The sequence below is a fragment of the Pseudomonas salicis genome, assembly GCF_057128705.1.
This window is the reverse complement of record NZ_JBSKHU010000004.1, coordinates 429260-454496: the sequence shown is the minus strand read 5'-3', so window position 1 is coordinate 454496 and position 25237 is coordinate 429260. Positions and strand designations below refer to the sequence as shown.

The window sequence follows — 25237 nt, the reverse complement described above, 5'->3', positions numbered from 1 at the left end:
GCCGATCCTGCGGCCCGAAACCGGACCTTTCAATGTTACGAATCACCGAACTCAAACTGCCGCTGGACCACGCGGACGAAGCGCTGCGTCCTGCGCTCTTGCAACGCCTGGGCATCGACAGTGCCGAGCTGCTGAATTTCACCCTGTTCAAGCGCAGCTACGACGCGCGCAAGAAATCCAGCGAACTGCAATTCATCTACACCATCGACTTCGAAGTCCGTGACGAGGCTGCGTTGCTCACACGCCTGAGCCACGACAAACACGTCACCCCGGCCCCGGACGTCAGCTACAAAGTCGTTGGCCATGCCCCGGCTGATCTGGCCGAGCGGCCCTTGGTGGTCGGTTTCGGCCCGTGCGGCATTTTCGCCGGGCTGCTACTGGCCCAGATGGGCTTCAAGCCGATCATCCTCGAACGCGGCAAGGAAGTGCGTCAGCGCACCAAGGACACCTGGGGCTTGTGGCGCAAGAACGTGCTCAACCCCGAATCGAATGTGCAGTTCGGTGAAGGCGGCGCAGGCACGTTCTCGGACGGCAAGCTCTACAGCCAGATCAAGGACCCGAAATTCCACGGCCGCAAAGTGCTGCACGAGTTTGTGAAAGCGGGCGCGCCGGAAGAAATTCTGTACGTCAGCAAACCCCACATCGGCACCTTCCGCCTGACCGGCGTCGTGGAAAACATGCGCCAGCAGATCATCGCGCTGGGCGGTGAAGTGCGCTTCGAACAGAAGGTCACCGACCTGGTGATCGAAGACGGCCAACTGCAGGGCGTTATGCTGGGCAACGGCGAGCGTATCGACTCGAAACATGTGATCCTCGCGCTGGGTCACAGCGCCCGTGACACGTTCCGCATGCTGCACGGCCGTGGCGTGTACATGGAAGCCAAGCCGTTCTCGGTGGGCTTCCGCATTGAACACCCACAGGGCCTGATCGACCGTGCGCGACTGGGCAAATACGCCGGTCATCCGAAACTCGGCGCCGCCGATTACAAACTGGTGCACCACGCGAAGAACGGCCGTTCGGTCTACAGCTTCTGCATGTGCCCGGGTGGGACCGTGGTGGCCGCGACGTCTGAGCCGAATCGCGTCGTCACCAACGGCATGAGCCAGTATTCGCGCAACGAGCGCAACGCCAACTCGGGCATCGTGGTCGGCATCACCCCGGACGAAGATTATCCGGGCAGCCCATTGGCCGGTATCGAGCTGCAAGAGCGGCTGGAATCCCACGCCTACATCATGGGCGGCGAAAACTACGAAGCCCCTGCGCAGTTGGTCGGTGATTTCATCGCTGGCAAGGCCTCGACTCAACTGGGCGAAGTCGAGCCTTCCTACAAGCCCGGCGTGAAACTGACTGATTTGGCAGACGCCCTACCCGCCTTTGCCATCGAAGCCATCCGTGAAGCGCTGCCCGCGTTCGACAAGCAGATTAAAGGCTTTTCGCAACACGACGCAGTGTTGACGGGCATCGAAACCCGCACCTCATCTCCGCTGCGCATCACCCGTGGCGCGGACATGCAAAGCCTCAACGTAAAAGGCCTGTTCCCTGCCGGTGAAGGCGCGGGTTACGCCGGTGGGATCATGTCGGCAGGTGTCGACGGGATTCGCATTGCCGAGGCGTTGGCCAAGTGCGTGTTGGGGATTGTTGATTAACCGATAGCGCCCTGTTCCCTGAGGACGCGGTATCACCTGTAGGAGCGAATTCATTCGCGAAAAATGTGTCAGGCGATAGAGATGTACTGTCTGTACTGGCAAATCGCGAATGAATTCGCTTCCACAGAATCATGCGTGTGAGACAACTCCGAAGTTTTCGTTCAAAAATCAGAAAATTCCTACAACCCACACCGCTCAAGCCTCGCAGCATCTTGTAACTAAAATTACAGATCTGTTGTATACAGGTTTTAAATCGATTTTTAATAACAAAATCGAATATAACTTTTGTTTTCAGACATAAGAACACAGGGTACGGTGTCGCTCCTTTTGCGCATGTCCATGGAGAGTGACCTTGCCCGTCCGCAATACATTCAAACGTTTCTTCCAGCTCGAAGCGGCTGGCGGTCTGTTGTTGATCGCTGCGGCTGCCTTCGCCCTGATCATCAATAACTCGCCGTTGTCCTGGCTCTACAACGGTTTTCTGGACGTGCCCGTCGTCGCACAGATCGGCGCCTTGAAGATCGCCAAACCCTCACTGCTGTGGATCAACGACGGCCTCATGGCGCTGTTCTTTCTGTTGATAGGGCTGGAGGTCAAGCGCGAAGTGATTCAGGGGCACCTTTCTCGTCCCTCGCAGATCGTTCTGCCGGGTGCTGCCGCGATTGGCGGCATGGTAGTGCCCGCGTTGTTTTTTTGGGTGCTGAACAAAGACAACCCCGCCGCATTGGGTGGGTGGGCGATCCCCATGGCCACCGACATTGCCTTCGCCCTTGGCGTACTGGCCCTGCTCGGCAAACGCGTTCCGGTGTCGCTCAAGCTGTTCCTGATGACCCTCGCGATCATTGATGACCTGGGCGCAATCATCGTCATCGCGCTGTTCTATTCGGGTGAATTGTCCACGCTGTCCCTGACCTTGGCGGCAGCCTCCATCGCCTCATTGATCGCGATGAACCGGCTGGGTGTGGCGAAGCTTGCGCCGTATCTGCTGGTCGGATTGGTGCTGTGGGTCTGCGTGCTCAAGAGCGGCGTACACGCGACGCTGGCGGGGGTGCTCCTGGCGTTCTGCATTCCATTGAAGACCCCGAAAGACGTGCCGTCTCCCTTGCAGCAGCTGGAACACACGCTGCATCCATGGGTGGCTTACGGCATCCTGCCGTTGTTCGCGTTCGCCAATGCGGGGGTGTCGTTGAACGGCGTGACTCTTGAGAGCTTCACCCATCACGTGCCCTTGGGCATCGCGCTGGGTCTGCTGCTGGGCAAGACGCTGGGGGTGTTTGGCTTGACGTGGCTGGCCATCAAGACGGGCATGGCCGCCTTGCCCACCGGCGCAAACTGGGGTCAGGTATTGGGGGTGTCGATTCTGTGTGGAATTGGCTTCACCATGAGCCTGTTCGTGGGCTCACTGGCGTTCGTGCCAGGGCAAAGCGAGTTCGCCGGGATGGACCGCATGGGAATCCTCACCGGCTCAATACTCGCCGCGATCATCGGCTATGGCGTAACGGCCTTGGCCAGTCGAAACGTGTCAGCTGTCGGCACTCAGGCCAAGGTCTGAACGAAAAACGCCCCGACAATGCGGGGCGTTTATTTTGTTAACGGGTGTTACATAAACCCTGCTTCCAGCTGTTCAGCAGGGAAACTGCCTCAGTGGGCAACCCGGCTGGTGCCGTTGACGGTCATGATACGAACACGCTCACCGACCCGGAAAATCTCGTTTTCCTGAACCTGCTGAACATAAGCGCGCATGGTGCCGTCATCTTCACGCACGGTGATTTCAACGCCTTGGGCACGGGTCAGGCCTTCTTCCGTCATCGAACCGAGCAGGCCACCTGCCACAGCACCGATCACGGCTGTAACGATGCTGCCGCGACCGCCGCCAATGGCGCTGCCGCCTACACCGCCCACGATTGCACCGGCGCCAGCGCCGATTGGGGTCTTGGTCCCTTCGATCTTCACAGGACGCAGGGATTCGACGGTGCCCAAACGCACGGTCTGAACCTGGCGAGCTTCATCGCGCGAATACGAGTCGCCGGTCAGGCTCGAAGTACAGCCGCCCAGCGTCAGCGCCATGGCGGTGAACGAAGCAACCAACAGAACAGACTTACGCATAACATTTGCCTCCAAGGGAACAGGTAGCCATTAGACTCCCCGGCACCGAGCGGTGTCACGGGCCTGTTCCGGTAATTTACGTTTATTCAGGCGCTATACAGATTGTCGCCACGTCTATGAGTATGGACGACGGCCCGTTGGATAGATTCAAAGAGTTGCGGCCCTCGCCGCCAAACCGTCAGGGCGCCAGACGCTCGCGCGTCCACTGCCCATCGACCAGACGGTAATTCAGGCGATCGTGCAAACGGCTCGGACGACCTTGCCAGAATTCGATGCGATCCGGCACCAGTCGATAGCCTCCCCAGTGATCAGGACACTCCGGTTGCGTGTCGCTGAAGCGCGCTTCGGTGGCTTTTAGCAAACCTTCCAGTGCTTCACGATCTGCAATCACCTGGCTTTGCGGCGACGCCCAGGCACCCAGGCGACTGCCCAGTGGGCGGACCTGGAAATAGGCGTTGGATTCTTCGTGGGAGACCTTGGCAACACGACCTTCGATACGCACCTGGCGCTCCAGGGTCGGCCAGAAGAAGGTCATGGCAGAGAAAGGCCGGGCTTCCAGCTGCTGACCTTTCGCGCTTTGGTAATTGGTGAAAAAGGTGAACCCCTGGGCATCCAGCCCTTTGAGCAACAGGATTCGGCAGTGAGGGCGACCGTCTGCGTCGACAGTCGCCAGTGTCATGGCATTGGCTTCGACAGGCGCTTGCTCGGTCTTCACCGCTTCGTCGAACCATTGACGGAACAACAAAAAGGGTTCTGCCGGCGCCTGCGATTCGGTCAGACCCTCGCGAGCGTAGTTACGACGCATATCAGCCAGATGCTGGCTCATCACTGCCTTCCTTAATCGGTATCCGGAAACGGGACACCGATATTACCCTCAGTTGGCACTCGCTTGGGCGTCCGCAGCCGGTTTCTTGGCCGCTGCTTTTGCCGGTGCAGGCTTGGCCTTGGCAGGTGCTGCTTTCTTCACCGGGGCTTTTTTCGCGGCAGGCGCTTTGGCAGCGGTCGCCTTTTTCGCAGGCGTTGCGGATTTAGCCGGCGCGGCGGCCGCTGGAGCAGGCGCTACGGCAGGCTTGGCTTGTTGCTGCACGGCCACCAGCGTCGGGGACGGCGGCAGGTTGTACTTGGCCATCAGCGCGACCATGGTGTCCTGCGGCGTCATGATGATTTCGACACGGCGGTTCAGTGCACGACCCGCAGCGCTGTCATCCGCTGCACGAGGCATCACCGCCCCCATGCCGCGCAGGTTCAGACGATTACGCTCAAGACCGCTCAAGCGGAAGATCGCCGCGACCGACTGGGCGCGCTGCTGGCTGATTTTCAGGTTGGTGTCGCTGGCAACATCGCTGTGCCCCAACACCAGAATCGCGGTTTTCTGATCGCCTTCGACGACCTTGGCCATGCGGGTGATCGGGCCAAGGTTGATCGGCAGCAGCATTTCCGGACGATCCGGATTGAAGGTACTGTCCACGGGCGCAGTCACGACCAGCACGTCTTCACGGCGCTCGAACTGGAATTTGCTGTCCTTGATCGCTTCGCGAACTTTTGGCTCGTACTGGTCGAGCCAGGCCTGGGTGACTTTCGGGTCAACCTTGGGAACGGCTGGCGCTGCGTCTTTCTTCGCTTCGCTGGCGCCGAACGGCCACCACCACTTGCCACCATCGTCAGCTTTCGCGACGTCCGGCTTGGCGGCAGGCTGAGTGGCGGCCAGTGCAGGCTGCTTGTCGGTCTTGCCGTGGTCAGAGCCGAACGGCCAGTACCAATGCGAGCCACTCTCGGCTTCGGTTTTGGCCACTTCAGCGACCGCCGGGCTGGGTGCTGGCTTAACAGGTGCGGCGTCTGAGCCTTTGCTGGAGCCGAACGACCACCAGTGATCGTTGCTGGCCGATGAATCCTGAGGGATTTGTGCGCAGCCGGTAACGGCGAGGCACAAGGCAAATGCGAGACTTTTATTGGCAGACATGATGACTCACACAAATAATTGATCAGAAAATGAACGAAGCAGCGCCCATATAACACGCATAAACGCCGATTTGGAAAAGGAAACCGCTCTACGGTTCCGATATGAGCGGTTTAACTGACAGTCGGTAGAACAAGCACTTATCGCCGATAGTTATTGCAAACACTCACCAAGCGTCCGAACCAGACCTTGTGCGCGCGGGTCCATCAGCACATAGGGGCCCAATGTGTTGGTGACGAAGCCAAAGGCCACATCGCGCTCGGGGTCGGCGAACCCTACCGACCCTCCTGCGCCCGGATGACCGAAGGATTTCCCGCCCAGCCCGAACGTGGCATTGGGGACGGTTTGCTGATCGAGCATGCAGCCCAACCCAAAACGTGTCTGGGTGAGCAGGGTCTTGTCCTGACCGATGCTGTGCTCGCGGGTCAGCTCGTTGATCAGGTCGGCTTCCAGCAGGCTGCCGTCAAGCAGCGCGCTGTAAAAACCGGCCAGACTGCGAGCGTTACCGTGGCCGTTGGCAGCCGGTTGTTGCATGCGTCGCCACTCGGGTTTGTTAGTGCTGGTCATCACCGACGGCGGATTGGTGAACGCTCGGGCGGTCATTGACGTAGGTTCGCGCATCGTCGTCTGAACCAGACGCTGAGCAGCCTCGTCACCCATGTTGCCCTTGCCCCGCGCGATGTGTGCGACGCGATGGAATTCCTCGTCCGGCAGGCCCACATGGAAATCCAGGCCCAACGGTCGCGTGATGCGCGCAGCGATGGCCTCACCCGGCCCGCGTCCGTCGGCGCGACGAATCACCTCGCCCACCAGCCAGCCGTATGTGATCGCCGCATAGCCATGGCCCTGCCCCGGCGTCCACCAAGGCTCCTCGGCCGCCAACGCCTCAGTCATGGCCTGCCAGTCGTAAAGCGCTTCGGCCGGCAGCAAGTTGCGAATGGCTGGAAGCCCCGCCTGATGGCAGAGCAACTGGCGCAAGGTGATCGACTGCTTGCCCGCCGCCGCAAACTCGGGCCACAGGCGCGACACTGGTTCATCCAGATTCAGCTTGCCTTCACCCACCATCTGCAGGGCAGTGACAGCGGTAAACGTCTTGGTGCAGGAGAACAGGTTGGCAATCGTGTCGGTGTGCCAGGCCTGCGCGCCGTCCTTGTCTGCCGTGCCCGACCACAGATCGAGAACAGTCTCTCCGCCAATCTGCACGCAGAGTGCCGCGCCGCGCTCCTGAGGATCGTCGAACAGCGCCGCAAACGCGTCGCGCACGGCTTCGAATTGAAGCTCGAAATGACCTTGAATCTGCACGGTGTCACGCTCCGGCTCGGCTGCACAAAAAGGCGTGCATTGTTCCAGCGATTGGTGGATTTGGGAACCGCGCTGCACCGTCAGACGCACAGCACGGGCTGTAGGGGCTGAGGCAGGCGACACCTTTCAGACCCTTAGGAAATTTCCCGTCGAAACGGCGGCAGTGCGTTGAGGATGGCTTTGCCGTAACGCTGGGTCACGACGCGCCGGTCCAGCAGCGTGATGATGCCGCGGTCTTTCTCGGTGCGCAGCAGACGCCCGCAGGCCTGAATCAAACGCAACGAGGCATCGGGCACGGCGATTTCCATGAACGGATTGCCACCCCGCGCTTCGATCCATTCCGCCAGAGCCGCTTCGACCGGGTCGTCGGGCACCGCGAAGGGAATCTTGGCAATGACCACGTGTTCGCAGTAGGCACCGGGCAGGTCGACCCCCTCGGCGAAACTGGCGAGGCCGAACAGCACGCTCTCATCGCCGCCGTCGACCCGCGCCTTGTGCTTGTTGAGGGTCTCTTGCTTGGACAGGTTGCCCTGAATGAACACCCGCTTGCGCCAGTCGCGTTCAAGCCCGTCGAAGACTTCCTGCATCTGCTTGCGCGATGAGAACAGCACCAGCGTGCCTTTGGAGCCTTCGACCAGATCCGGCAACTCGCGAATGATCGCAGCCGTGTGTTCCGCGGCGTTGCGCGGGTCCGCCTTGAGGTCCGGGACCCGCAAGACACCGGCATCAGCGTGATGAAACGGGCTTGGCACCACGGCCGTGACTGCATCTTTGGGCAGACCGGCGCGCATGCGGTAGCGGTCGAACTTGCCCAAGGCGGTCAGCGTCGCGGACGTCACCAGCGCGCCGTAAGCGACATTCCACAGGTTGCGACGGAGCATTTCCGCCGCCAGGATCGGACTGGCATTGACTTCGATGTCGAACAGCGAACCGCTGTCGGCCAACGTCAGCCAGCGCGCCATAGGCGGGCTGTTTTCCGGGTCTTCGGCGGTGAATGCGGTCCACAGCTCCCAGTTACCATGCGCCCGCGCCAACAGGCTGCCGAACAACGGATACCACTCCTCCGCCTGATGGCTGGCTATGCCGATGTTGACCTCGCCGTCCATGCCTTCCTTGAGGAGTTCAGTGAGGCGGGTGAACAGGTCGTCGAGCCGCGCAAAACCCTTCTTCAGCTCGATGCCCATCTCGCGCATGTGCTCGGGCACCACGCCGCCAACGAAACGATGGCGAGGACGCTCACGGCCTTCCATGTCTTCGCCGGCTTTGAAATCGGCCAGTTGCTCGCAGGCGGTGAACATGAATTGTTGATGGGTTTTGATCTCGCGGGCCAGCTCCGGCACCTGCTCGATGAGCTTGCCCAGATCGCCGGGCAGCGGGTGCTGAGCCAGCAATTTGGTGAGGTTTTTGGCGGTCTGTTCAAGCCAGTCGGCGGTGGACCGCAAACGGCTGAAATGGGCGAAATGGCCGATCGCCTTGTCAGGCAGGTGGTGGCCTTCGTCGAACACGTAGAGCGTGTCGCGGGGATCGGGCAGGACGGCACCGCCACCCAGCGCCAGGTCGGCCAGCACCATGTCGTGGTTGGTCACGATCACGTCGACTTTTCCCATGCCTTCACGGGCTTTATAGAAGGCGCACTGCTGAAAGTTCGGGCAGTGCCGGTTGGTGCATTGGCTGTGATCGGTGGTCAGTCGTGCCCAGTCCTGATCCGCGAGTTCCTGGGGCCAGCTGTCGCGGTCGCCGTCCCACTTATTGCCTGCGAGCTTTTCGATCATGGTCGTGAACAGTTTCTGACTGGCCTCGTCGACCTCGATCTTGAAGCCTTCTTCCTCGAACAATTGTGCCGTGGCGCTTTGTGCGTTGCCTTCCTGCAACAACACGTCGAGCTTGGACAGGCACATGTAGCGCCCTCGCCCCTTGGCCAGAGAGAAAGTGAAGTTCAGGCCGCTGTTGCGCATCAGGTCGGGCAGGTCCTTGTGGACAATCTGCTCCTGCAGCGCGACGGTGGCGGTCGCAATGACCAGCCGTTTGCCCGCCGCCTTGGCTGTGGGAATCGCGGCGATGGCGTACGCCACCGTCTTGCCCGTACCCGTGCCGGCCTCAACCGCAACCACCGCAGGGTCACCCGTGCGGCGCCCCTCTTCATCGGTGTCGATGTCCCCCAGCACCTTGGCCACCTCGGCAATCATCAAACGCTGGCCGTAGCGAGGCTTGAGGCTTTTGGCTTCGAGGAAACGCGAATAGGCGCCCTGAATCTGGGATTTGAGTTCGGTACTGATCATGGGCTGGGTCGTTGGCTCGGCATCGCAGGGTGACAGGTGAAAAAACCGCTGGATAAATTATCAGTGGTTGCAGCGGGCGGCTATCATACCGCGCTAAATCCTTCTGCGCAGATCGGAGTTGTCGATGTCACCTGTAGCCTTTGTCTACGTACTGCACGTATTTTCTGCCGTCCTGTGGGTAGGCGGGATGTTTTTCGCCTGGATGATTCTGCGACCAGCGGTCATCGCCGCCCTGGAAGGCCCGGCTCGCCTGAAGCTGTGGGTGCAGGTATTTCCGCGTTTCTTCGTCTGGGTGTGGTGCGCGGTGATTATGCTGCCAGTCACCGGGATCGGCATGATCAACATTAACTTCAGCGGCTTTCAGACCGCGCCTCGCTACGTGCAGGTCATGATCGGGCTGTATGTGGTGATGGTGGCGTTGTTTCTGCGCATTTCAACGCTGAACCTGCCGAACCTGCGCAAAGCCGTCGCGGCGGAGCAATGGGCCGACGGTGCCGCTGCGTTGGGTGGAATTCGGCGGTTGGTGGGGATCAACCTGATCGTGGGGATTGCCGTGATTGCCATTGCGGCGGCACGGCCCGGGTTTTGACTGTCTCGCTAGCCTGCAGACGAACGGTGTGGGAGCGCATTCATTCGCAAATCGAGTTTGCTGGCGGTACATCCCGGTCGGATGTACCGCCCTCTCGCGAATCATTCGCTCCCACAATGAATTGCGGGGTGGCGTTACAGCTTGCGAACGCTGACCGAGCCCGCTGGCCCGGTGGCCCCAGTCTGGCCTTTATCGCCGTTCTTGCCTGACTTGGCGCCATCGGCACGGTAAACCACGCAACCCTTGGAGGCGCCGCCCTTGCCACCGCGACCGCCCTCGCCGCCTGCGCCACCGGCACCGCCTTGCACGTTCACCTTCACGCGGTCGTCCGGAAACGCCTGAGGCAGCTCCAGTCGCACTAAAGCGCCCGGTGCGCCGTCACGGCCATTGCCGCCGTTGTCGCCGTCATAACCCCGGCTCGCCGATCCCCATGTGCAACCAGGGTCCTGGCCATTGCCACCGTCGAGACCGACATACCCCGGAGAACCTGCGCCGCCGCGCGCATCAATCGACAAGACGTCAGCACTCAGTTGCTCAATGCGCACGTTCAGGTTGCGACCCGGCAGCGGCGATTTCTGGAAGGTCCCCGGTGCACCACGGGCGGTGATTTGAGCGCCAGAGCCCAGGTTGCCCTGTTTGACGTCCAGCTTGAACGGTTCCGCGCTTGGCACGATGGCGATGCGCGACTCATGCCCCATCACCAACTGACCGACCTGCACTTCGACCAGACCTGCCGGGATCAGCAAGGTGCCGTAATCGGCCACGTCCAGACGATCCAGCTTCAACACACTGGCGTTGCTGGGCAGGCGCATCAGCGAATGCGGCTCCACCGTGAGAGCCTGGGCCATCACCAGAGAACTGCTCAGGGCCGACAGCAGGCTCGCCGTCATCAGTAACGTGTTACGCATGGTGAACCTCTGCCTGGCGGCGACCGAAGGATTGCAGGTGAAAAATACCGAAAATCAAAATCTGCAAGCGGTCGGACCACGGATGCAAACGCCCCCGCAGGCTGCCGTTGAAGAGAAACAGTTCCATCACATGCGTCAGCAGCAAGAGGCTGCCCGCCAGCTTGAGCAACATACCGAAAGGAACCGGCAAAACGGCGGCCTGACTGACCAGCACCACCGCCCAGAACCCCAACGTCAAGACTTTACCCAACCCCCAAACCACCTTCATGACACGCCCCTGCTGTATTTTTATTGCTGTGCCGAAAAAGCTTTGCGCACAGTACGGCGACGGGAGCGACTATGCCAGAGGATGTTGCCAAATGCCGCAGGTTTGAGAGGTCATCAAGGGATCTTCATCCGAGAATGGATCTGGCGTTCGATCAAGATGTCCCGTGGGAGCGAATTCATTCGCGAAAGGGGGTTTAGACGATAGAGATGCGGCGGTCATGCGCGCCCTTCGCGAATGAATTCGCTCCCACAGTCAGGGCCGTGTGCATGCCTCGAAAGCGCTGTCTTTTCCGGGACTCATCAACCTATCAATCCCAAAAAAGAAAACCCCGACACAACGGTCGGGGTTTTCTTACTAACACCGAGTCAATCAACGATTGATTTTGATCTCGACACGACGGTTCAACGCACGACCTTCAGCCGTTTTGTTGTCCGCTACCGGACGGGCTTCGCCATCGCCTTCAACCGACACGAACGAACTGCGCGCGATACCCGAGCTGATCAGATAATCTGTGACCGAATGCGCACGTTTTTCCGACAGCTTCTGGTTGTAGGCGTCGCTGCCCACGCTGTCCGTGTGACCACTCACGTGCAGCTGCACGTTCGGTGCCTCGGTTTTCAGCTTGGTCGCTACCATGTCCAGCTGTTGTTTGTCGCCTGGGGTCAGGGTTGCTTTGTTGAACTCGAAATGCACATCACGGATCGTGATCACTTCTTCCTTAGGCAGCACGACCGGGGCAGCCGCTGGCTCAGGCGCCGGGGTCACGATCGGGCAACCCGTCGCATCCACTGGCGTACCTTTCGGCGTGTTCGGGCACTTGTCGACGCTGTTCAGCACGCCATCGCCGTCATCATCGCCGTCGCCGTGAGCGTAGCAATACGCGCCGGCCATCACGCCCACTGCCGCGCCGAAACCCGCCGCCACCGAAGCGGACTGGAAGGCGCCGATCGCGGCACCACTCAGCGCGCCACCGGCAGCACACAGAGGCCAGTCGGTCTTTTGCAAGCCGGCACAGCCCGTCAATACACTGGTAACCAAAATCAGAGGTAACGCTGTCCGAATCATGCTCATACAGTTCTTCTCCTTTGGTATCGGCTAAAACCGACTGAAATGCAGTAAAGACGTCGCTGGGGCCATTTGCCACCCTAAAACCGGGGGTTTCTTGGTTTTCAGCGCACTATGTGGCTTGTTCTTTTACAAATAGCCTTTTGCCTTCACTCCGTACGCTTTGTCATGGCGACGGAGAAAAAAGTTCAGGCACTAGGCCATAAAGATTCGGCGCGCTAACCTTGCTGGCTTGATCGAGGGATTCAGATGACCGACAGTTTCTCCACCCGCACGCCCCAGCAAGCGCTCGCCGCCCTGCTCGACCGCTATGCACCCAAGCGTTTGTTGCTGATTGGCGCGACGACTTTTCCTGCGCTGCAAGCGTTTCAGGATGCCCATCCGGACACCGAACTGACGCACGCCGCGCCAGGGGCATTGCCCTCTGACGTCGCCCGTCAGCGTTTTGATCTGGCGCTGACCGTCGATTGCCTCGAACACCTCCCCAAACGCGCGGGTCTGGAATTGCTCGGCGGCATTCGCAACCTCAATGCCAGCCGCATCGCCGTGCTGGCGGACATGACGGCCTGCGGATGGCAAACCACGGATTTCTATTCGCTGGCCTTGCAAGCGAGTGAACGCTTCGCCCGGGACGAGCAGGTGCTGACGCTGTTCACCTACGACCTGCGCGAATACAAACAGGTGCCGGACTGGCTGAACGCGAAGTTCTGGGCCAACCCGGAAAACTTTGGCAAATATTGGTGGTGAGACCTGCATCATGAGCAGTGCAATTTGTCCCTGTGGCAGCGGCGACCTTCTGGATGGCTGCTGCGGTCGCTATCACGCGGGGCTGCCCGCGCCGTGCGCCGAGGCGTTGATGCGCTCGCGGTACAGCGCTTATGTGTTGGGTCTGGTGGATTACCTGCTGGACACGACGTTGCCGGTACAGAAAAACAGCCTGGACCGCGACTCGATTCAGCAGTGGAGCGCGCAAAGCACGTGGTTGGGGCTTGAGGTGGAAAGCGCCGAGTTACTGGGCGGCAAACCCGAGCACGCGTTCGTCACCTTCACCGCACGCTGGCATGACGCGACAGGCGAACACAGCCATCGCGAGCGCTCGGCGTTCGTGCAGAACAATGGCCGCTGGTACTTCATCGACCCGACCGTGCAACTCAAGGCCGGTCGCAACGACGCCTGCCCGTGCGGGAGTGAGCAGAAGTTCAAGAAGTGCTGCTCGGCCTACATGGCCTGAAACGCGCGGTCTTCTGTAGCCGTCCGGATTGCCAGGCTGCTACAGGGTTTGAACTCACGCGAGCTTCAGGTGAGAAATATCCGGCACGATCACATGCTCAACGTGCTTCGCCTGCCCCATGTCACTTCCGGCAGGCGCGAGGCTCAGCCCGGACAAATCCAGCCGAGGCGCAACCGGCGCCGCTTTCGGGTCCTGCACGTTGCGCCCCAGCTCCAACAGTCCGAAGTCCGGCGCTTCGACATCAACGAATGCCGCCATGTAGACATCCCGAGGTTCAAGCTTCGAGGTCTTGCCGGACGTGCCTTCAGGGCCGGATGAAGCACGTGGGCCCCGACGCGTCCAGGTGGGCTCATCCGGGGGTGGTGCCAGCTCGACTTCTTCCACCTCCATCGGTTGAGGCTGCGGCTCACGCTCGGGCTCGGCCTGAACCTGCCCCGCCATTTCCACGACCTCAGCCAACGCCCCTGCCCGTTCCAGCGTGGAACGGTATTTTTCCGCACTGGCCTGGTCGAGATTATTCTTCAGCACCAGACGTCGACCGGAGAACAGCAGTGCGATGCGCTGCGCGTCGGCCTGAAACAATTTGGCCAGGTTGGCTTTGACCCGGTCCAGTTGTGCACCCGGTACCAATTGGCCGGAAAAAACGATTTCGTACAGCTTCATGGGTCAATACTCCTTCGACACATGGCGTGAGTATGGCGCAGGCTTTGTGGAACAGCGAGTTGCCCTGAAATGGCCACTTGGTAGACTGCAAGCCGAACAGGGAGTGAACCCATGGTGTTTCAGGCAAGCATATTCAGAGTCTTCGCCCTTTTCGTGGCGCTGGCGGTGTCGGGCTGCTCGACGTTTTCCAGCAGCGATGTCAGAGACCCGGACGTCAAACTGCTCAAGGTGGACGTGGTCAAGGCCAGGTTACTCAAGCAAGACATGAAACTGCGCTTTCGCATCGATAACCCCAACGACTCCGATCTGTGGGTACGAGGGCTGCGATATAAGGTCATTCTTAACGACATCCTGATTGCGGACGGCGAATACAGCGACTGGTTCATCGTCAAGGCCAACGGCCACAAGAACTTCTCGGTGCCGATCCGCACCAACCTGTGGGAACACCTCAAGGATGTCACCCGGATGCTCGGCAAGCCCAAGCAGCCTATTCATTACCGACTGGAAGGCAAGCTCAAGACCGGATTTTTATTCGGAGACAGCGTGCGTATTGGTCGCGATGGCGACATAATTCCCGGCGATTTGATTCCGGAGTAGCCCCATGAGCAACCAACCCCACGTGCATGGCCCTGATTGCGACCACGATCACGACCACCACGACCACCATCATGACCACGGTCACGTGCACGGCCCGCACTGCAACCACGAGCCTCAAGAGCCTGTGCGCAACGCGCTGAAGGACGTGGGCCGCAATGACCCGTGCCCGTGCGGCAGCGACAAGAAATTCAAGAAATGCCACGGCGCTTGAGGGTCGCTCTGACTTCGCAGCATCCGCTGTAGACGATCTGTTGCCGAGCAAGGTTTCTGTGGGAGCCGGCTCGCTGGCGAATGAGGTCTGTCAGACTGCCTATCCGTAGCTGACCCACCGCCTTCGCGAGCAAGCTCACTCCTACAGGGATTCGCGAAGCTGCCTAAGTTTGAAAAATCCTGAAATAAACTCCCTGCCCCCGCTTGCGTGGCGCCTGCCTGCTCTCTAACGTAGCGCGTTTCCAAACGCCTACCCCCGCAGGAGCTACAACATGGCCTCGCCCGCCCATTCATCCCTGAAGTCGCGACTCAGTACAGCCGCTGCCATGTTGGGGCTGTTGAGCCTTGCAGGCTGCCAGCTGGGCGGCGAAGACCGTGACAACCTGCCGCCCACCAGCGGCGTCTACGCCCTTAAAGGCCTGGCGCAAAACGTGTCCGTGCGGCGCAATAACCTGGGCATGCCGCTGATTGAAAGCAGCACGTTCCACGATGCGTTGTTCACCCTCGGCTATGTCCATGCCAGCGACCGCATCTCACAAATGGTGCAAATGCGCCTGTTGGCTCAGGGCCGCCTGTCGGAAATCGCAGGGCCCGGCGCGCTGAACCTGGACCGCATGATGCGCGCTGCCAACCTCAAGCAAACGGCGGGCGATCTGTACAACGCCTCGTCGCCGCGCTTGAAACGCTTCTTCGAGGTGTATGCACGCGGCGTCAACGCTTACCTGTTCCGATACCGCGACAAGCTGCCGTCCGACCTCGCGGATGCGGGCTACAAGCCGGAATACTGGAAACCCGAAGACTCGGCGCTGATCTTCAGCCTGCTCAATTTCAGTCTGTCGGTGAACCTGCAGGAAGAAATCTCTTCGCTGGTATTGGCGCAAAAGGTCGGCGCGGACAAGCTCGCCTGGCTGCTGCCGACGTATCCGGACGAGGAGCTGCCGTTCGCTGAAGCTGACAAGCTCAAGGGCTTGAACCTCGGCAGCCAGATGCCGGGCCTGAGCGATCTGGACAAGGCCGCGTTGCAACTCTCCGACCTCAACCTGCTGGGCGTTTCAGCGTCCAACAACTGGGTGATCTCGCCGCAACGCTCCCGTGCAGGCAAGAGCCTGTTGGCCACCGACAGCCAACTGCCGGCCACGCTGCCGTCGATGTGGAATTTCGTGCAGATTCGCGCACCGAAATATCAGGCGGCGGGCGCGACGGTCGCGGGACTGCCGTTGGTTCTGTCGGGCTTCAACGGCAAGTTGGCGTGGGGCATGGGCCCGGCCATGGGCGACAATCAGGACCTGTTCCTCGAAAAGCTCAAGCGTGAAGGCAATCGCCTGATGGTCATGGCCGACGGCAAATGGGTCGCGGCAGGCGCTCACGAAGAAACCTATTTCATCAAGGGCCAGAGCCCGGTTCGTGAAGCCGCGTACGAGACCCGTCACGGCGCGCTGCTCAACGGCAGCTCGGCGCAAGTGGCCAACGGCCTGGGCATCGCCTTGCAGACCCCGACAGCCAAGGATGACAAATCCCTCGATGCGCTGTTCGACCTGACCCGCGCACAAAACGTCGAGCGCGCCTTCGACACGACGCGGGAGATTCGTGCGATCACGCTGAACATGGTCTTCGCCGACGCCACCAACACCGGCTGGCAAGTCACGGGACGTTACCCGAACCGCCGCGAAGGCCTGGGCCTGATTCCGTCGCCGGGCTGGGAAGGCCGTTACGACTGGGACGGTTACGCCGACGCGATGCTGCATCCCTATGACCAGGACTCGCAGCAAGGCTGGATCGGCACCGCCAATCAGCGCACCGTGCCAAAAGGCTATGGCATGCAGCTGTCCAATTCCTGGGATTACCCGGAGCGGGCCGAGCGCATTGCCGAACTGGCCAACAGTGGCAAGCAGGACACCCGCAGCACCATCGCCATGCAGTACGACCAGACCACGACCTTCGCGGCCAAGCTGAAAAAAATGTTCGAAGCGCCGGGCATGTCCAAACCGCTGAAGCAGGCCATTGACGCCCTCCCCCCGGCTGACCGCGACAAGGCGCGGGAAGCGTTGAGCCGCCTGATGGCGTTCGACGGGCGTCTGTCGCCGGTGTCGAGCGATGCGGCGATTTACGAGCTGTTCCTGCAAGAAAGCATGAAGCAGATTTTCCTCGACGAACTCGGCCCGGAAAGCAGCCCGGCGTGGAAAGCGCTGGTGCAAAGCGCCGACCTTTCCTACTCGCCACAGGCCGATCACCTGCTGGGGCGTGAGGACAGTCCGTACTGGGACGACGTCAAAACGCCGCAGAAAGAAGACAAACCCGCCATCCTGGCGCGCAGTCTCGCCGCCGCGATCACCGCCGGCGAAAGCCAGTTGGGTGGCGACCACAAAGCCTGGCAATGGGGCAAGTTGCACCAGTACGCCTGGACTTCGCAAAGTGCGCAGTTGACCGCAGCGTTGGGCGGCAGCAAGGCCAGCGTGATCAAGGGTCCGATGGCAGCGGGCGGCGACCACACCACATTGAACGCGTCGGGCTTCCATTGGGGTCAGGACTTCAACGCAGCGGTGATTCCGGCCATGCGCATGATCGTCGACTTCGCCCAGCAAGAGCCGCTGATGGCGCAAAACGCCGCAGGCCAATCCGGCAACCCGTCCAGCCCGTACTTCGCCAACGGCATCGACCCGTGGGTGAAAGGTGTGTACATGTCGATTCCGATGCAGCCCGAGAACCTGGAGAAGGTGTACGGCAAACAGCGCTTGACCCTGACGCCGGGCAAATAAGGCCTCCCTCTCACAGTAATGGTCGGTTGCGCTCGCATGATCGGGCACGCCGCCATACCTGTGGGGGCGAATTCATTCGCGAAGGCGGCGGCAAATCCAAAACATCTCTATCGCCTGAACCTCTTCGCGAATGAATTCGCTCCCACAGGGGGGTTGCGGCGTGTCTGAATCCTGCGAACGACGCAATCCCGCGTCCCACATGGATCAGCGGTGCGCCTATGATTCGGGGACAACCCCATTGCTCCAGAAAACAAACCGAACTTCCCCCAATCCCCACCGCTCTACCTGACAAGCCCCCCATCCGGTCAAATCCATGGACCTTGTCATTGCCCGCCCCGAAGGCCTCTACTGCCCGCCGGGGGATTTCTACATCGATCCCTGGCGCCCGGTCGAACGCTCCGTCATCACCCATGGCCACGGCGATCACGCCCGCACCGGCAACCAGCACTACCTGGCCGCCGCCCCCGGTGAAGGCATTCTGCGTTCGCGACTGGGTCAGGACATCAACCTGCAGACCCTACAATACGGCGAATCCATCACCCATCACGGCGTGAAACTGAGCCTGCACCCCGCCGGGCATGTGCTGGGTTCAGCTCAGGTAAGGCTGGAATACAAAGGCGAAATCTGGGTCGCATCGGGCGATTACAAAGTCGAACCCGATGGCACGTGCGAACCCTTCGAACCCGTGCGCTGCCACACCTTCATTACTGAATCCACCTTCGGCCTGCCGATCTATCGCTGGCAGCCGCAATCGGAAATCTTCACCGGCATCAACGACTGGTGGCGCGCCAACGCCGCCGTCGGCAAGGCCAGCGTGCTGTTCGCCTACTCCTTCGGCAAAGCCCAGCGAATCCTCCACGGCATTGACCCCAGCATCGGCCCGATTCTGGTCCACGGCGCTGTTGAGCCGTTGAACCGGGTGTACCGCGCAGCCGGTGTGCGGATTCCTGAAACGCAATACGCGGGCGACTTCAAAAAAAACCATCCCGCCCTGCGCCAAGCCCTGATCGTCGCGCCGCCTTCCGCAGGCGGCAGCACCTGGATGCGTCGGTTCGGCGACTTCAGCGACGCCTTTGCCAGCGGCTGGATGATGCTGCGCGGCACCCGTCGTCGGCGCGGCGTGGATCGCGGCTTCGCCCTCTCCGACCACGCCGACTGGCCCGGCCTGCTGTGGGCCATCGAGAACACCGGCGCCGAACGAGTGATGGTCACCCACGGCTCGGTGGCGGTGCTGGTGCGCTACCTGCGCGAACTGGGGCTCGACGCCCAAGGCTTCACCACCGAATACGGCGACGAGGAAGACGATGCCCCCGCCAAGCCGGAAACCGCGTCAGAGGAGGCGGCCTCATGAAGGCCTTCGCCGAACTCTACGGTCTGCTGGACGCCACCACCTCCAGCAACGCCAAACTCGCGGCCATGCAGCATTATTTCGCCCATGCCGCCCCGGAAGACGCGGCGTGGGCGGTCTACTTTCTGTCCGGCGGTCGGCCTCGGCAACTGGTCCCGACACGCCTGTTGCGGGAACAGGCAATGCTGCTGTCTGGCCTGCCCGAATGGCTGTTCGAAGAAAGCTATCAGGCGGTGGGCGATCTGGCGGAAACCCTTTCGCTCTTGCTGCCGCAAGCCGAACACAGCTCTGACGAAGGCCTTGCCCTGTGGATGGAAAACAAGCTTCTGCCCCTGCGCGGCCTGCCCCCTGAAGAACTGCTGGAACGGCTGCCGACGTTTTGGGCGCAGCTGGATCGTCAGAGCCTGATGGTCTGTTTGAAGCTGATCACCGGCAGCTTTCGCGTGGGCGTGTCGAAACTGCTGGTCACGCGCGCCCTCGCCGCGCTGGCCAACATCGACAGCAAGCGTGTGGCGCAACGGCTGGTGGGGTACACCGACCTGTCCCATCGCCCCAGCGCCGAAGGTTATCTGAAGCTGATCGCCGCAGAGTCTGAAGATGAACACGCTCAGCGCGGCGGCCAGCCGTACCCGTTCTTCCTCGCTCATGCGTTGCAGCAGCCGGTGGACCAATTCGAAACCCTGCTTGGCCCCGTCGAACGCTGGCAGGTGGAATGGAAGTGGGACGGGATTCGCGCACAGGTGGTCAAGCGCGAGGGACGGCTGTGGATCTGGTCCCGAGGCGAAGAGCTGGTCACCGATCGCTTTCCCGAATTGCACATCCTTGCGCAATGCCTGCCCGATGGCACGGTCATTGATGGCGAAATCGTCGTGTGGAAAGCGCCCACACCTTCCCCGGAAGCGGATGACGACTTTGAACTGAACACACCTGCGCCGGGCACGCCCAATGAAGAGACGCCGTCGGTCCAGCCATTCGCGCTCCTGCAACAGCGCATCGGTCGCAAGACCCTGGGCAAGAAGATCCTTGAAGATGTTCCGGTGGTGGTGCTGGCTTATGACCTGTTGGAGTGGGAGGGCCACGATTGGCGCAGCCGCCCGCAACATGAACGGCGTACGCAATTGGAGCAGGTGATCGCCGAGGCGCGCAGCCCGGTGCTGATGCCGTCTCCAGTGCTCAGCGGCAAGGACTGGCTCGATCTGGGCCAACAGCGCGAGGCATCCCGCAGTCTCGGTGTCGAGGGCATGATGCTCAAGGCCCGGGATTCCTTGTACGGCACCGGCCGAACCAAGGACATGGGCGTCTGGTGGAAGTGGAAGATCGACCCGTTCAGCGTCGACGCCGTGCTGATCTACGCCCAACGCGGCCATGGTCGGCGCGCCAGTCTGTACAGCGATTACACCTTCGCGGTGTGGGACGGGCCGCCGGAATCCAGCGAGCGCACGCTGGTGCCGTTCGCCAAGGCCTATTCCGGGCTGACTGACGAAGAGATGCGCAAAGTCGATGCAATCATCCGCAAGACCACGGTGGAAAAATTCGGCCCGGTGAGAAGTGTTACCCCGACCCTCGTTTTTGAGCTGGGGTTCGAGGGCATTGCGCTGTCGAAACGCCACAAGAGCGGGATTGCGGTACGGTTCCCCCGCATGCTGCGCTGGCGACTGGACAAGCCCGTGGCCGAAGCTGACAGCCTGGCGACGCTGCAGGATTTGCTCGCCTGAGCACCAACATGGTGCGTGGCGCCCTCTTGGCATGCCCTTTCTAGCAGCACGGATTGCCAGCGTTGATCTATCCGGGATCGCTACCGACAGCGGGCGGACTGCTACGAATCTAAGCAGCCTCGTCGCCGGCGGCCGCTGCGCCGTGGAAAACAGGAATTTTTACCGCGCCCTTTTTGATCGTTTCGGCTACTCTCCCCCTGCCTCCGGCGCCCTGAAAAAAGACAAGAGATGGCCCAAAGTCATCATTGCGACAACTCCGTACATTTAAAACGCACGTTCGTCTCTTTGGTTCGGAAATTGCTATCTTTTTGCGGTCTGGCACCTGCCGGTAGCAAGCCTTCGCGTGTTCCCAACGCTCAATTTGGTTTTAAGGACTGAACGATGAAAAAAGCATGGCTGACCCTTTCCGCACTCGCCATCTGTCTGGCCGCTGGCAACGCAATGGCCAAGGAATACAAGGAGCTGCGTTTCGGCGTCGATCCTTCGTACGCGCCCTTCGAATCGAAAGCCGCTGACGGCAGCCTGGTAGGCTTCGACATCGATCTGGGTAACGCGATCTGTGCTGAACTGAAGGTCAAGTGCAAATGGGTCGAGAGCGATTTCGACGGCATGATTCCTGGCCTGAAAGCCAACAAGTTCGACGGCGTGATCTCCTCCATGACCGTGACCACAGCGCGCGAGAAAGTCATCGACTTCTCCAGCGAACTGTTCTCCGGCCCGACCTCGCTGGTTTACAAAAAGGGTTCCGGCATCTCGGCTGACACCGCTTCGCTGAAAGGCAAGACCGTCGGTTACGAGCAAGGCACCATCCAAGAAGCCTACGCCAAGGCCGTTCTGGACAAGGCTGGCGTGAAAACCCAGGCCTACGCCAACCAGGACCAGGTTTACGCTGACTTGGTATCGGGTCGTCTGGACGCTTCCGTACAAGACATGCTGCAAGCCGAACTGGGCTTCCTGAAGTCGCCACAAGGTGCTGATTACGAAGTCAGCAAGCCAATCGACGATCCACTGCTGCCAGCCAAAACGGCCGTCGGCATCTCGAAAGGTAACAAAGACCTGAAAGCGCTTTTGGATAAAGGTATCAAAGCGTTACACGACGACGGCAAGTATGCCGAGATCCAGAAAAAGCACTTCGGTGATCTGAATCTGTACAGCGGTAAATAAGTAAACTAACGCCCATCGACTTCAGAGGTCATCCGAATCCCCCTCTGATATCGATGGGCGTTTTTATTGACTGTATAGGTTCCACATGCTCGATACTCTCCTGCAAAACCTGGGACTGTCCGCGTTCAGTCTCAAGGGCTTCGGCCCGTTGCTGCTTCAGGGCACCTGGATGACCGTCAAATTATCGGTAATGTCGCTGCTGCTGGCCATCGTGCTTGGCTTGCTGGGCGCCAGTGCCAAACTGTCGAAAAGCGCCGTGCTGCGCGTTCCGGCGCAAATCTACACCACGCTGATTCGGGGCATTCCCGACCTGGTGTTGATGCTGCTGATCTTCTACAGCCTGCAAACCTGGCTCACGAGTCTGACCGAAATCATGGAATGGGATTACATCGAAATCGATCCCTTCGCCGCAGGCGTCATCACCCTGGGCTTCATCTATGGTGCGTACTTCACCGAGACGTTCCGTGGCGCGATCCTCGCCGTGCCCCGTGGACAGGTCGAAGCCGCCACGGCCTATGGCCTGAGCCGCTCTCAGCGGTTCCGCTTTGTGGTCTTCCCGCAGATGATGCGCTTTGCCCTCCCCGGCATCGGCAACAACTGGCAAGTGGTGCTCAAAGCCACGGCGCTGGTGTCGATCATCGGCCTGGCTGATCTGGTCAAAGCGTCGCAGGACGCCGGCAAAAGCACGTATCAACTGTTCTATTTCCTGGTGCTCGCGGCATTGATCTATCTGGTCATCACCAGCGTCTCCAACTTCGCCCTGCGCTGGGCCGAACGGCGTTACGCCGCTGGCAGCCGGGAGGCTCAACGATGATCGAATTGCTGCAAGAGTACTGGCGCGCCTTCCTTTATACGGATGGCCAGAACATCACCGGGCTGGCCATGACGATGTGGTTGCTCAGCGCGTCCATCGCCATCGGCTTCATCGTGTCGATCCCGCTGTCCATTGCTCGCGTGTCGCGCAATCCGCTGGTTCGCTGGCCGGTGCAGTTCTACACCTACCTGTTCCGGGGCACGCCGCTCTACATCCAGTTGCTGATCTGCTACACCGGCATCTACAGCATTGCCGCCGTACGCGAACAGCCGATGCTGGGCGCGTTCTTCCGTGACGCGATGAACTGCACCATCCTCGCCTTCGCCCTCAATACATGCGCGTACACCACCGAGATTTTCGCCGGTGCGATTCGCAGCATGAACCACGGCGAAGTCGAGGCGGCCAAGGCCTACGGCCTGACCGGCTGGCGCCTGTACACCTACGTGATCATGCCGTCGGCGCTGCGTCGTTCGCTGCCGTACTACAGCAACGAAGTGATCCTGATGCTGCATTCGACGACGGTGGCCTTCACCGCCACGGTGCCGGACATCCTCAAGGTGGCCCGCGACGCCAACTCCGCGACCTTCATGACATTTCAGTCGTTCGGCATCGCCGCGCTGATCTACCTCACGGTCACGTTCATTCTGGTGGGCCTGTTCCGCCTGGCCGAGCGCCGCTGGCTGGCCTTCCTCGGCCCGTCTCACTAGGACCTGCCCATGCGACACCAGACTCATGACTTGCTGTCGCCGGTGCCAGGCACTGCGCGACAGATCCACAGCTTTCATTACGGCCCCGAAAACGGCGCCTGCAAGATTTACATCCAGTCCTCCCTGCACGCCGACGAACTGCCCGGCATGCTGGTGTCGTGGTATTTGAAGCAGCGCCTGGCCGAGCTTGAAAAGGCCGGTCAACTGCTCGGGGAAATCGTCATCGTGCCGGTCGCCAACCCGACAGGGCTGGAACAGGTGCTGATGGACATTCCGCTGGGCCGCTATGAGTTGGAAAGCGGACAGAACTTCAATCGCTGGTTCGTCGATGTTGCGCAACAGGTGGGCGATGAAGTCGAGCCGCTCCTGAACGACGACGCCGAACGCAACGTCAGGCTGATCCGCACGCACCTGCGGGCCGCCCTGCTCGCCCGCACTGGCGCCACTCAGCTGGAATCGCAACGCCTCGCCCTGCAACGACTGGCCTGTGATGCGGACATGGTGTTGGACCTGCATTGCGATTTCGAATCGGTGGAACACCTGTACACCACGCCGGAAGCCTGGTCGCAGGTCGAGCCGCTGTCCCGTTATCTGGGCGCGCAAGCCAGCCTGCTGGCCACCGACTCGGGCGGGCAGTCGTTCGACGAGTGCTTCACGCTGGTCTGGTGGCAGTTGCAACAACGCTTCGAAAAGCGCTTCCCGATTCCGTTGGGCAGCTTTTCGGTGACCCTGGAATTGCGCGGTCAAGGAGACGTGAGTCACGCCCTTGGCAGCCGCGACTGTCAGGCGATCATCAGCTACCTGATGCATTACGGCGCGATTGCCGGAGAGCCGGTGGCGCAACCCGAACTGATTTATCCGGCGACGCCTCTGGCGGCGGTCGAACCGGTTGCCACGCCTGTCGGCGGCCTGCTGGTGTTCTGCACCTTGCCGGGCGAGTACGTCGAAGCGGGGCAACTGATCGCTGAGGTCATTGACCCGATCAGCGATGACGTGACCCCGATCCACGCGGCCAACGCCGGCCTCATGTACGCCCGCTCCTTGCGACGCATGGCAACCGCCGGCATGGTCATCGCCCATGTCGCCGGTACCGAGCCCTTCCGCAGCGGCTACTTACTTTCTCCTTAAGGATTGCCAGTCATGTACAAACTGACCATCGATGGCCTGCACAAAAGCTACGGTGACCACGAGGTGCTCAAAGGCGTGTCGCTCAAGGCCAACGTCGGTGACGTGATTTGCCTGATCGGCGCCAGCGGCTCGGGCAAAAGCACCTTCTTGCGCTGCATCAACTTTCTCGAACAACCCAACGACGGCGCCATGAGCCTCGACGGCCAGCAGGTCCGCATGGTCAGTGACGCCACCGGCATGCGCGTGGCGGACCCGGCCGAGCTGCAACGTATCCGCACCCGCCTGGCGATGGTGTTCCAGCATTTCAACCTGTGGAGCCACATGACGGTGCTGGAAAACATCACCATGGCCCCGCGCCGGGTGTTGGGCGTGTCCAAGGTTGAAGCCGAAGACCGCGCGCGCAAGTACCTGGAAAAAGTCGGCCTGCCTGCGCGCGTGGCCGATCAGTACCCGGCGTTCCTGTCCGGCGGCCAGCAGCAGCGCGTGGCGATTGCCCGGGCGCTGGCGATGGAGCCTGAAATCATGCTCTTCGACGAACCGACGTCGGCCCTCGACCCGGAGCTGGTGGGCGAAGTGCTGAAGGTGATTCAGGGCCTGGCCGAAGAAGGCCGCACGATGATTCTGGTGACCCACGAAATGGGCTTCGCCCGAAAAGTGGCGAATCAGGTGGTGTTCCTGCACCAGGGCCAGATCGAAGAAATCGGCCACCCGGACGACGTGCTGGGCAGCCCGAAGAGCGAGCGGTTGAAGCAGTTTTTGAGTGGGAATCTGAAGTAATACCTCA

Annotated in this window: 24 protein-coding genes; 15 read left to right on the top strand and 9 right to left on the bottom strand. The window is 60.7% G+C overall.

Translation table 11 applies throughout. The features are described from left to right. Positions 1-32 precede the first annotated feature (32 nt). Together ACWKWE_RS16865 and nhaA are read left to right on the top strand one after the other, a co-directional pair. A complete protein-coding gene (locus ACWKWE_RS16865) occupies positions 33-1646 on the top strand; it encodes an NAD(P)/FAD-dependent oxidoreductase (protein ID WP_483851158.1) in 1614 nt (537 codons plus the stop codon). A 352-nt stretch (positions 1647-1998) separates the two neighbouring features. After that, a complete protein-coding gene (nhaA, locus tag ACWKWE_RS16860; RefSeq protein ID WP_483851157.1) occupies positions 1999-3198 on the top strand; it encodes a Na+/H+ antiporter NhaA in 1200 nt (399 codons plus the stop codon). Positions 3199-3287: 89 nt separating this feature from the next. Here nhaA and ACWKWE_RS16855 read toward each other — a convergent pair whose 3' ends face one another. The 5 genes from ACWKWE_RS16855 to dinG all read right to left on the bottom strand — a co-directional run bounded on the left by ACWKWE_RS16855 (position 3288) and on the right by dinG (position 9290). Then, positions 3288-3752, bottom strand: a complete 465-nt coding sequence (locus ACWKWE_RS16855) for an outer membrane lipoprotein (protein WP_166593428.1) — start codon at positions 3750-3752, stop codon at positions 3288-3290. Positions 3753-3930: 178 nt separating this feature from the next. Beyond that, positions 3931-4578: a pyridoxamine 5'-phosphate oxidase gene (pdxH, locus tag ACWKWE_RS16850; protein WP_483851156.1), complete on the bottom strand. Its 648-nt coding sequence runs from the start codon at positions 4576-4578 to the stop codon at positions 3931-3933. 48 nt (positions 4579-4626) lie between these two features. Beyond that, positions 4627-5712, bottom strand: coding sequence for an OmpA family protein (locus ACWKWE_RS16845; RefSeq protein WP_483851155.1), 1086 nt, complete (start codon positions 5710-5712; stop codon positions 4627-4629). Positions 5713-5862: 150 nt separating this feature from the next. Next, positions 5863-7011 carry a serine hydrolase domain-containing protein gene (locus tag ACWKWE_RS16840; RefSeq protein WP_401141812.1) on the bottom strand — a complete coding sequence of 383 codons (1149 nt, stop codon included), beginning with the start codon at positions 7009-7011 and terminating at the stop codon, positions 5863-5865. A gap of 134 nt (positions 7012-7145) precedes the next feature. Continuing rightward, a complete protein-coding gene (dinG, locus tag ACWKWE_RS16835; RefSeq protein ID WP_166593432.1) occupies positions 7146-9290 on the bottom strand; it encodes an ATP-dependent DNA helicase DinG in 2145 nt (714 codons plus the stop codon). Between the two features lie 124 nt (positions 9291-9414). On the opposite strand from dinG, the gene ACWKWE_RS16830 reads away from it, so the two are divergent. Then, positions 9415-9879, top strand: coding sequence for a CopD family protein (locus ACWKWE_RS16830; protein ID WP_166593433.1), 465 nt, complete (start codon positions 9415-9417; stop codon positions 9877-9879). A 134-nt stretch (positions 9880-10013) separates the two neighbouring features. Here ACWKWE_RS16830 and ACWKWE_RS16825 read toward each other — a convergent pair whose 3' ends face one another. The 3 genes from ACWKWE_RS16825 to ACWKWE_RS16815 form a co-directional block, all read right to left on the bottom strand. Then, positions 10014-10787, bottom strand: a complete 774-nt coding sequence (locus ACWKWE_RS16825; RefSeq protein WP_166593434.1) for a collagen-like protein — start codon at positions 10785-10787, stop codon at positions 10014-10016. Continuing rightward, complete coding sequence (locus tag ACWKWE_RS16820; RefSeq protein WP_341959537.1) at positions 10780-11055, bottom strand: DUF1145 domain-containing protein; 276 nt, start codon at positions 11053-11055, stop codon at positions 10780-10782. Before ACWKWE_RS16820 ends, ACWKWE_RS16825 begins: the two co-directional genes overlap by 8 nt. Positions 11056-11424: 369 nt before the next feature. After that, positions 11425-12126, bottom strand: a complete 702-nt coding sequence (locus tag ACWKWE_RS16815; protein ID WP_166593436.1) for a PA1041 family peptidoglycan-binding anchor lipoprotein — start codon at positions 12124-12126, stop codon at positions 11425-11427. A gap of 243 nt (positions 12127-12369) precedes the next feature. Here ACWKWE_RS16815 and ACWKWE_RS16810 point away from each other — a divergent pair, with 243 nt between their 5' ends. Next, on the top strand, positions 12370-12867 hold the full coding sequence (locus ACWKWE_RS16810) for a DUF6231 family protein (protein ID WP_483851154.1): 498 nt from the start codon (positions 12370-12372) through the stop codon (positions 12865-12867). A 10-nt stretch (positions 12868-12877) separates the two neighbouring features. Next, complete coding sequence (locus tag ACWKWE_RS16805) at positions 12878-13351, top strand: YchJ family protein (protein ID WP_166593438.1); 474 nt, start codon at positions 12878-12880, stop codon at positions 13349-13351. Positions 13352-13405: 54 nt separating this feature from the next. Here the strand turns inward: ACWKWE_RS16805 and ACWKWE_RS16800 are convergent, their stop codons facing one another. After that, on the bottom strand, positions 13406-14014 hold the full coding sequence (locus tag ACWKWE_RS16800) for a hypothetical protein (RefSeq protein ID WP_483851153.1): 609 nt from the start codon (positions 14012-14014) through the stop codon (positions 13406-13408). A 111-nt stretch (positions 14015-14125) separates the two neighbouring features. Between ACWKWE_RS16800 and ACWKWE_RS16795 the strand changes: the two genes are divergently transcribed. From ACWKWE_RS16795 to ACWKWE_RS16750, 10 genes are all read left to right on the top strand, one after another. Then, positions 14126-14611 (top strand): LEA/WHy family protein, encoded by a 486-nt coding sequence (locus ACWKWE_RS16795; protein WP_166593440.1) that lies wholly within the window; start codon positions 14126-14128, stop codon positions 14609-14611. Positions 14612-14615: 4 nt separating this feature from the next. Further along, positions 14616-14822, top strand: coding sequence for an SEC-C metal-binding domain-containing protein (locus ACWKWE_RS16790; RefSeq protein ID WP_166593441.1), 207 nt, complete (start codon positions 14616-14618; stop codon positions 14820-14822). 271 nt (positions 14823-15093) lie between these two features. Continuing rightward, positions 15094-17577 carry a penicillin acylase family protein gene (locus ACWKWE_RS16785; protein WP_483851152.1) on the top strand — a complete coding sequence of 828 codons (2484 nt, stop codon included), beginning with the start codon at positions 15094-15096 and terminating at the stop codon, positions 17575-17577. A gap of 313 nt (positions 17578-17890) precedes the next feature. Next, a complete protein-coding gene (locus tag ACWKWE_RS16780) occupies positions 17891-18928 on the top strand; it encodes a ligase-associated DNA damage response exonuclease (protein WP_483851151.1) in 1038 nt (345 codons plus the stop codon). Continuing rightward, positions 18925-20640 (top strand): ATP-dependent DNA ligase, encoded by a 1716-nt coding sequence (locus ACWKWE_RS16775; protein WP_483851150.1) that lies wholly within the window; start codon positions 18925-18927, stop codon positions 20638-20640. The genes ACWKWE_RS16780 and ACWKWE_RS16775 overlap by 4 nt, the downstream gene beginning before the upstream one ends. A 381-nt stretch (positions 20641-21021) precedes the next feature. Next, on the top strand, positions 21022-21804 hold the full coding sequence (locus ACWKWE_RS16770; RefSeq protein WP_166593445.1) for a transporter substrate-binding domain-containing protein: 783 nt from the start codon (positions 21022-21024) through the stop codon (positions 21802-21804). Between the two features lie 85 nt (positions 21805-21889). Further along, positions 21890-22618 (top strand): ABC transporter permease, encoded by a 729-nt coding sequence (locus tag ACWKWE_RS16765; protein ID WP_166593446.1) that lies wholly within the window; start codon positions 21890-21892, stop codon positions 22616-22618. Next, entirely contained in the window at positions 22615-23325 is a 711-nt protein-coding gene (locus ACWKWE_RS16760) for an ABC transporter permease (protein ID WP_166593447.1), read from the top strand. Before ACWKWE_RS16765 ends, ACWKWE_RS16760 begins: the two co-directional genes overlap by 4 nt. 9 nt (positions 23326-23334) lie before the next feature. Beyond that, positions 23335-24453 (top strand): succinylglutamate desuccinylase/aspartoacylase family protein, encoded by a 1119-nt coding sequence (locus ACWKWE_RS16755; protein ID WP_483851149.1) that lies wholly within the window; start codon positions 23335-23337, stop codon positions 24451-24453. Positions 24454-24465: 12 nt separating this feature from the next. Next, positions 24466-25230: an ABC transporter ATP-binding protein gene (locus ACWKWE_RS16750; protein ID WP_166593449.1), complete on the top strand. Its 765-nt coding sequence runs from the start codon at positions 24466-24468 to the stop codon at positions 25228-25230. The last annotated feature ends 7 nt before the right edge of the window (positions 25231-25237 follow it).

Excerpts from the sequence above, each read along its gene's own strand:
- ACWKWE_RS16825 (WP_166593434.1), bottom strand. The coding sequence starts at position 10,787 with ATGCGTAACACGTTACTGATGACGGCGAGCCTGCTGTCGGCCCTGAGC.
- ACWKWE_RS16820 (WP_341959537.1), bottom strand. The coding sequence starts at position 11,055 with ATGAAGGTGGTTTGGGGGTTGGGTAAAGTCTTGACGTTGGGGTTCTGG.
- ACWKWE_RS16765 (WP_166593446.1), top strand. The coding sequence starts at position 21,890 with ATGCTCGATACTCTCCTGCAAAACCTGGGACTGTCCGCGTTCAGTCTC.
- ACWKWE_RS16855 (WP_166593428.1), bottom strand. The coding sequence starts at position 3,752 with ATGCGTAAGTCTGTTCTGTTGGTTGCTTCGTTCACCGCCATGGCGCTG.
- ACWKWE_RS16865 (WP_483851158.1), top strand. The coding sequence starts at position 33 with ATGTTACGAATCACCGAACTCAAACTGCCGCTGGACCACGCGGACGAA.
- ACWKWE_RS16800 (WP_483851153.1), bottom strand. The coding sequence starts at position 14,014 with ATGAAGCTGTACGAAATCGTTTTTTCCGGCCAATTGGTACCGGGTGCA.
- ACWKWE_RS16785 (WP_483851152.1), top strand. The coding sequence starts at position 15,094 with ATGGCCTCGCCCGCCCATTCATCCCTGAAGTCGCGACTCAGTACAGCC.
- ACWKWE_RS16760 (WP_166593447.1), top strand. The coding sequence starts at position 22,615 with ATGATCGAATTGCTGCAAGAGTACTGGCGCGCCTTCCTTTATACGGAT.
- ACWKWE_RS16775 (WP_483851150.1), top strand. The coding sequence starts at position 18,925 with ATGAAGGCCTTCGCCGAACTCTACGGTCTGCTGGACGCCACCACCTCC.
- ACWKWE_RS16845 (WP_483851155.1), bottom strand. The coding sequence starts at position 5,712 with ATGTCTGCCAATAAAAGTCTCGCATTTGCCTTGTGCCTCGCCGTTACC.
- dinG (WP_166593432.1), bottom strand. The coding sequence starts at position 9,290 with ATGATCAGTACCGAACTCAAATCCCAGATTCAGGGCGCCTATTCGCGT.
- ACWKWE_RS16770 (WP_166593445.1), top strand. The coding sequence starts at position 21,022 with ATGAAAAAAGCATGGCTGACCCTTTCCGCACTCGCCATCTGTCTGGCC.
- ACWKWE_RS16790 (WP_166593441.1), top strand. The coding sequence starts at position 14,616 with ATGAGCAACCAACCCCACGTGCATGGCCCTGATTGCGACCACGATCAC.
- ACWKWE_RS16830 (WP_166593433.1), top strand. The coding sequence starts at position 9,415 with ATGTCACCTGTAGCCTTTGTCTACGTACTGCACGTATTTTCTGCCGTC.
- ACWKWE_RS16815 (WP_166593436.1), bottom strand. The coding sequence starts at position 12,126 with ATGAGCATGATTCGGACAGCGTTACCTCTGATTTTGGTTACCAGTGTA.
- ACWKWE_RS16780 (WP_483851151.1), top strand. The coding sequence starts at position 17,891 with ATGGACCTTGTCATTGCCCGCCCCGAAGGCCTCTACTGCCCGCCGGGG.
- ACWKWE_RS16750 (WP_166593449.1), top strand. The coding sequence starts at position 24,466 with ATGTACAAACTGACCATCGATGGCCTGCACAAAAGCTACGGTGACCAC.
- pdxH (WP_483851156.1), bottom strand. The coding sequence starts at position 4,578 with ATGAGCCAGCATCTGGCTGATATGCGTCGTAACTACGCTCGCGAGGGT.
- ACWKWE_RS16795 (WP_166593440.1), top strand. The coding sequence starts at position 14,126 with ATGGTGTTTCAGGCAAGCATATTCAGAGTCTTCGCCCTTTTCGTGGCG.
- ACWKWE_RS16805 (WP_166593438.1), top strand. The coding sequence starts at position 12,878 with ATGAGCAGTGCAATTTGTCCCTGTGGCAGCGGCGACCTTCTGGATGGC.
- ACWKWE_RS16755 (WP_483851149.1), top strand. The coding sequence starts at position 23,335 with ATGCGACACCAGACTCATGACTTGCTGTCGCCGGTGCCAGGCACTGCG.
- ACWKWE_RS16810 (WP_483851154.1), top strand. The coding sequence starts at position 12,370 with ATGACCGACAGTTTCTCCACCCGCACGCCCCAGCAAGCGCTCGCCGCC.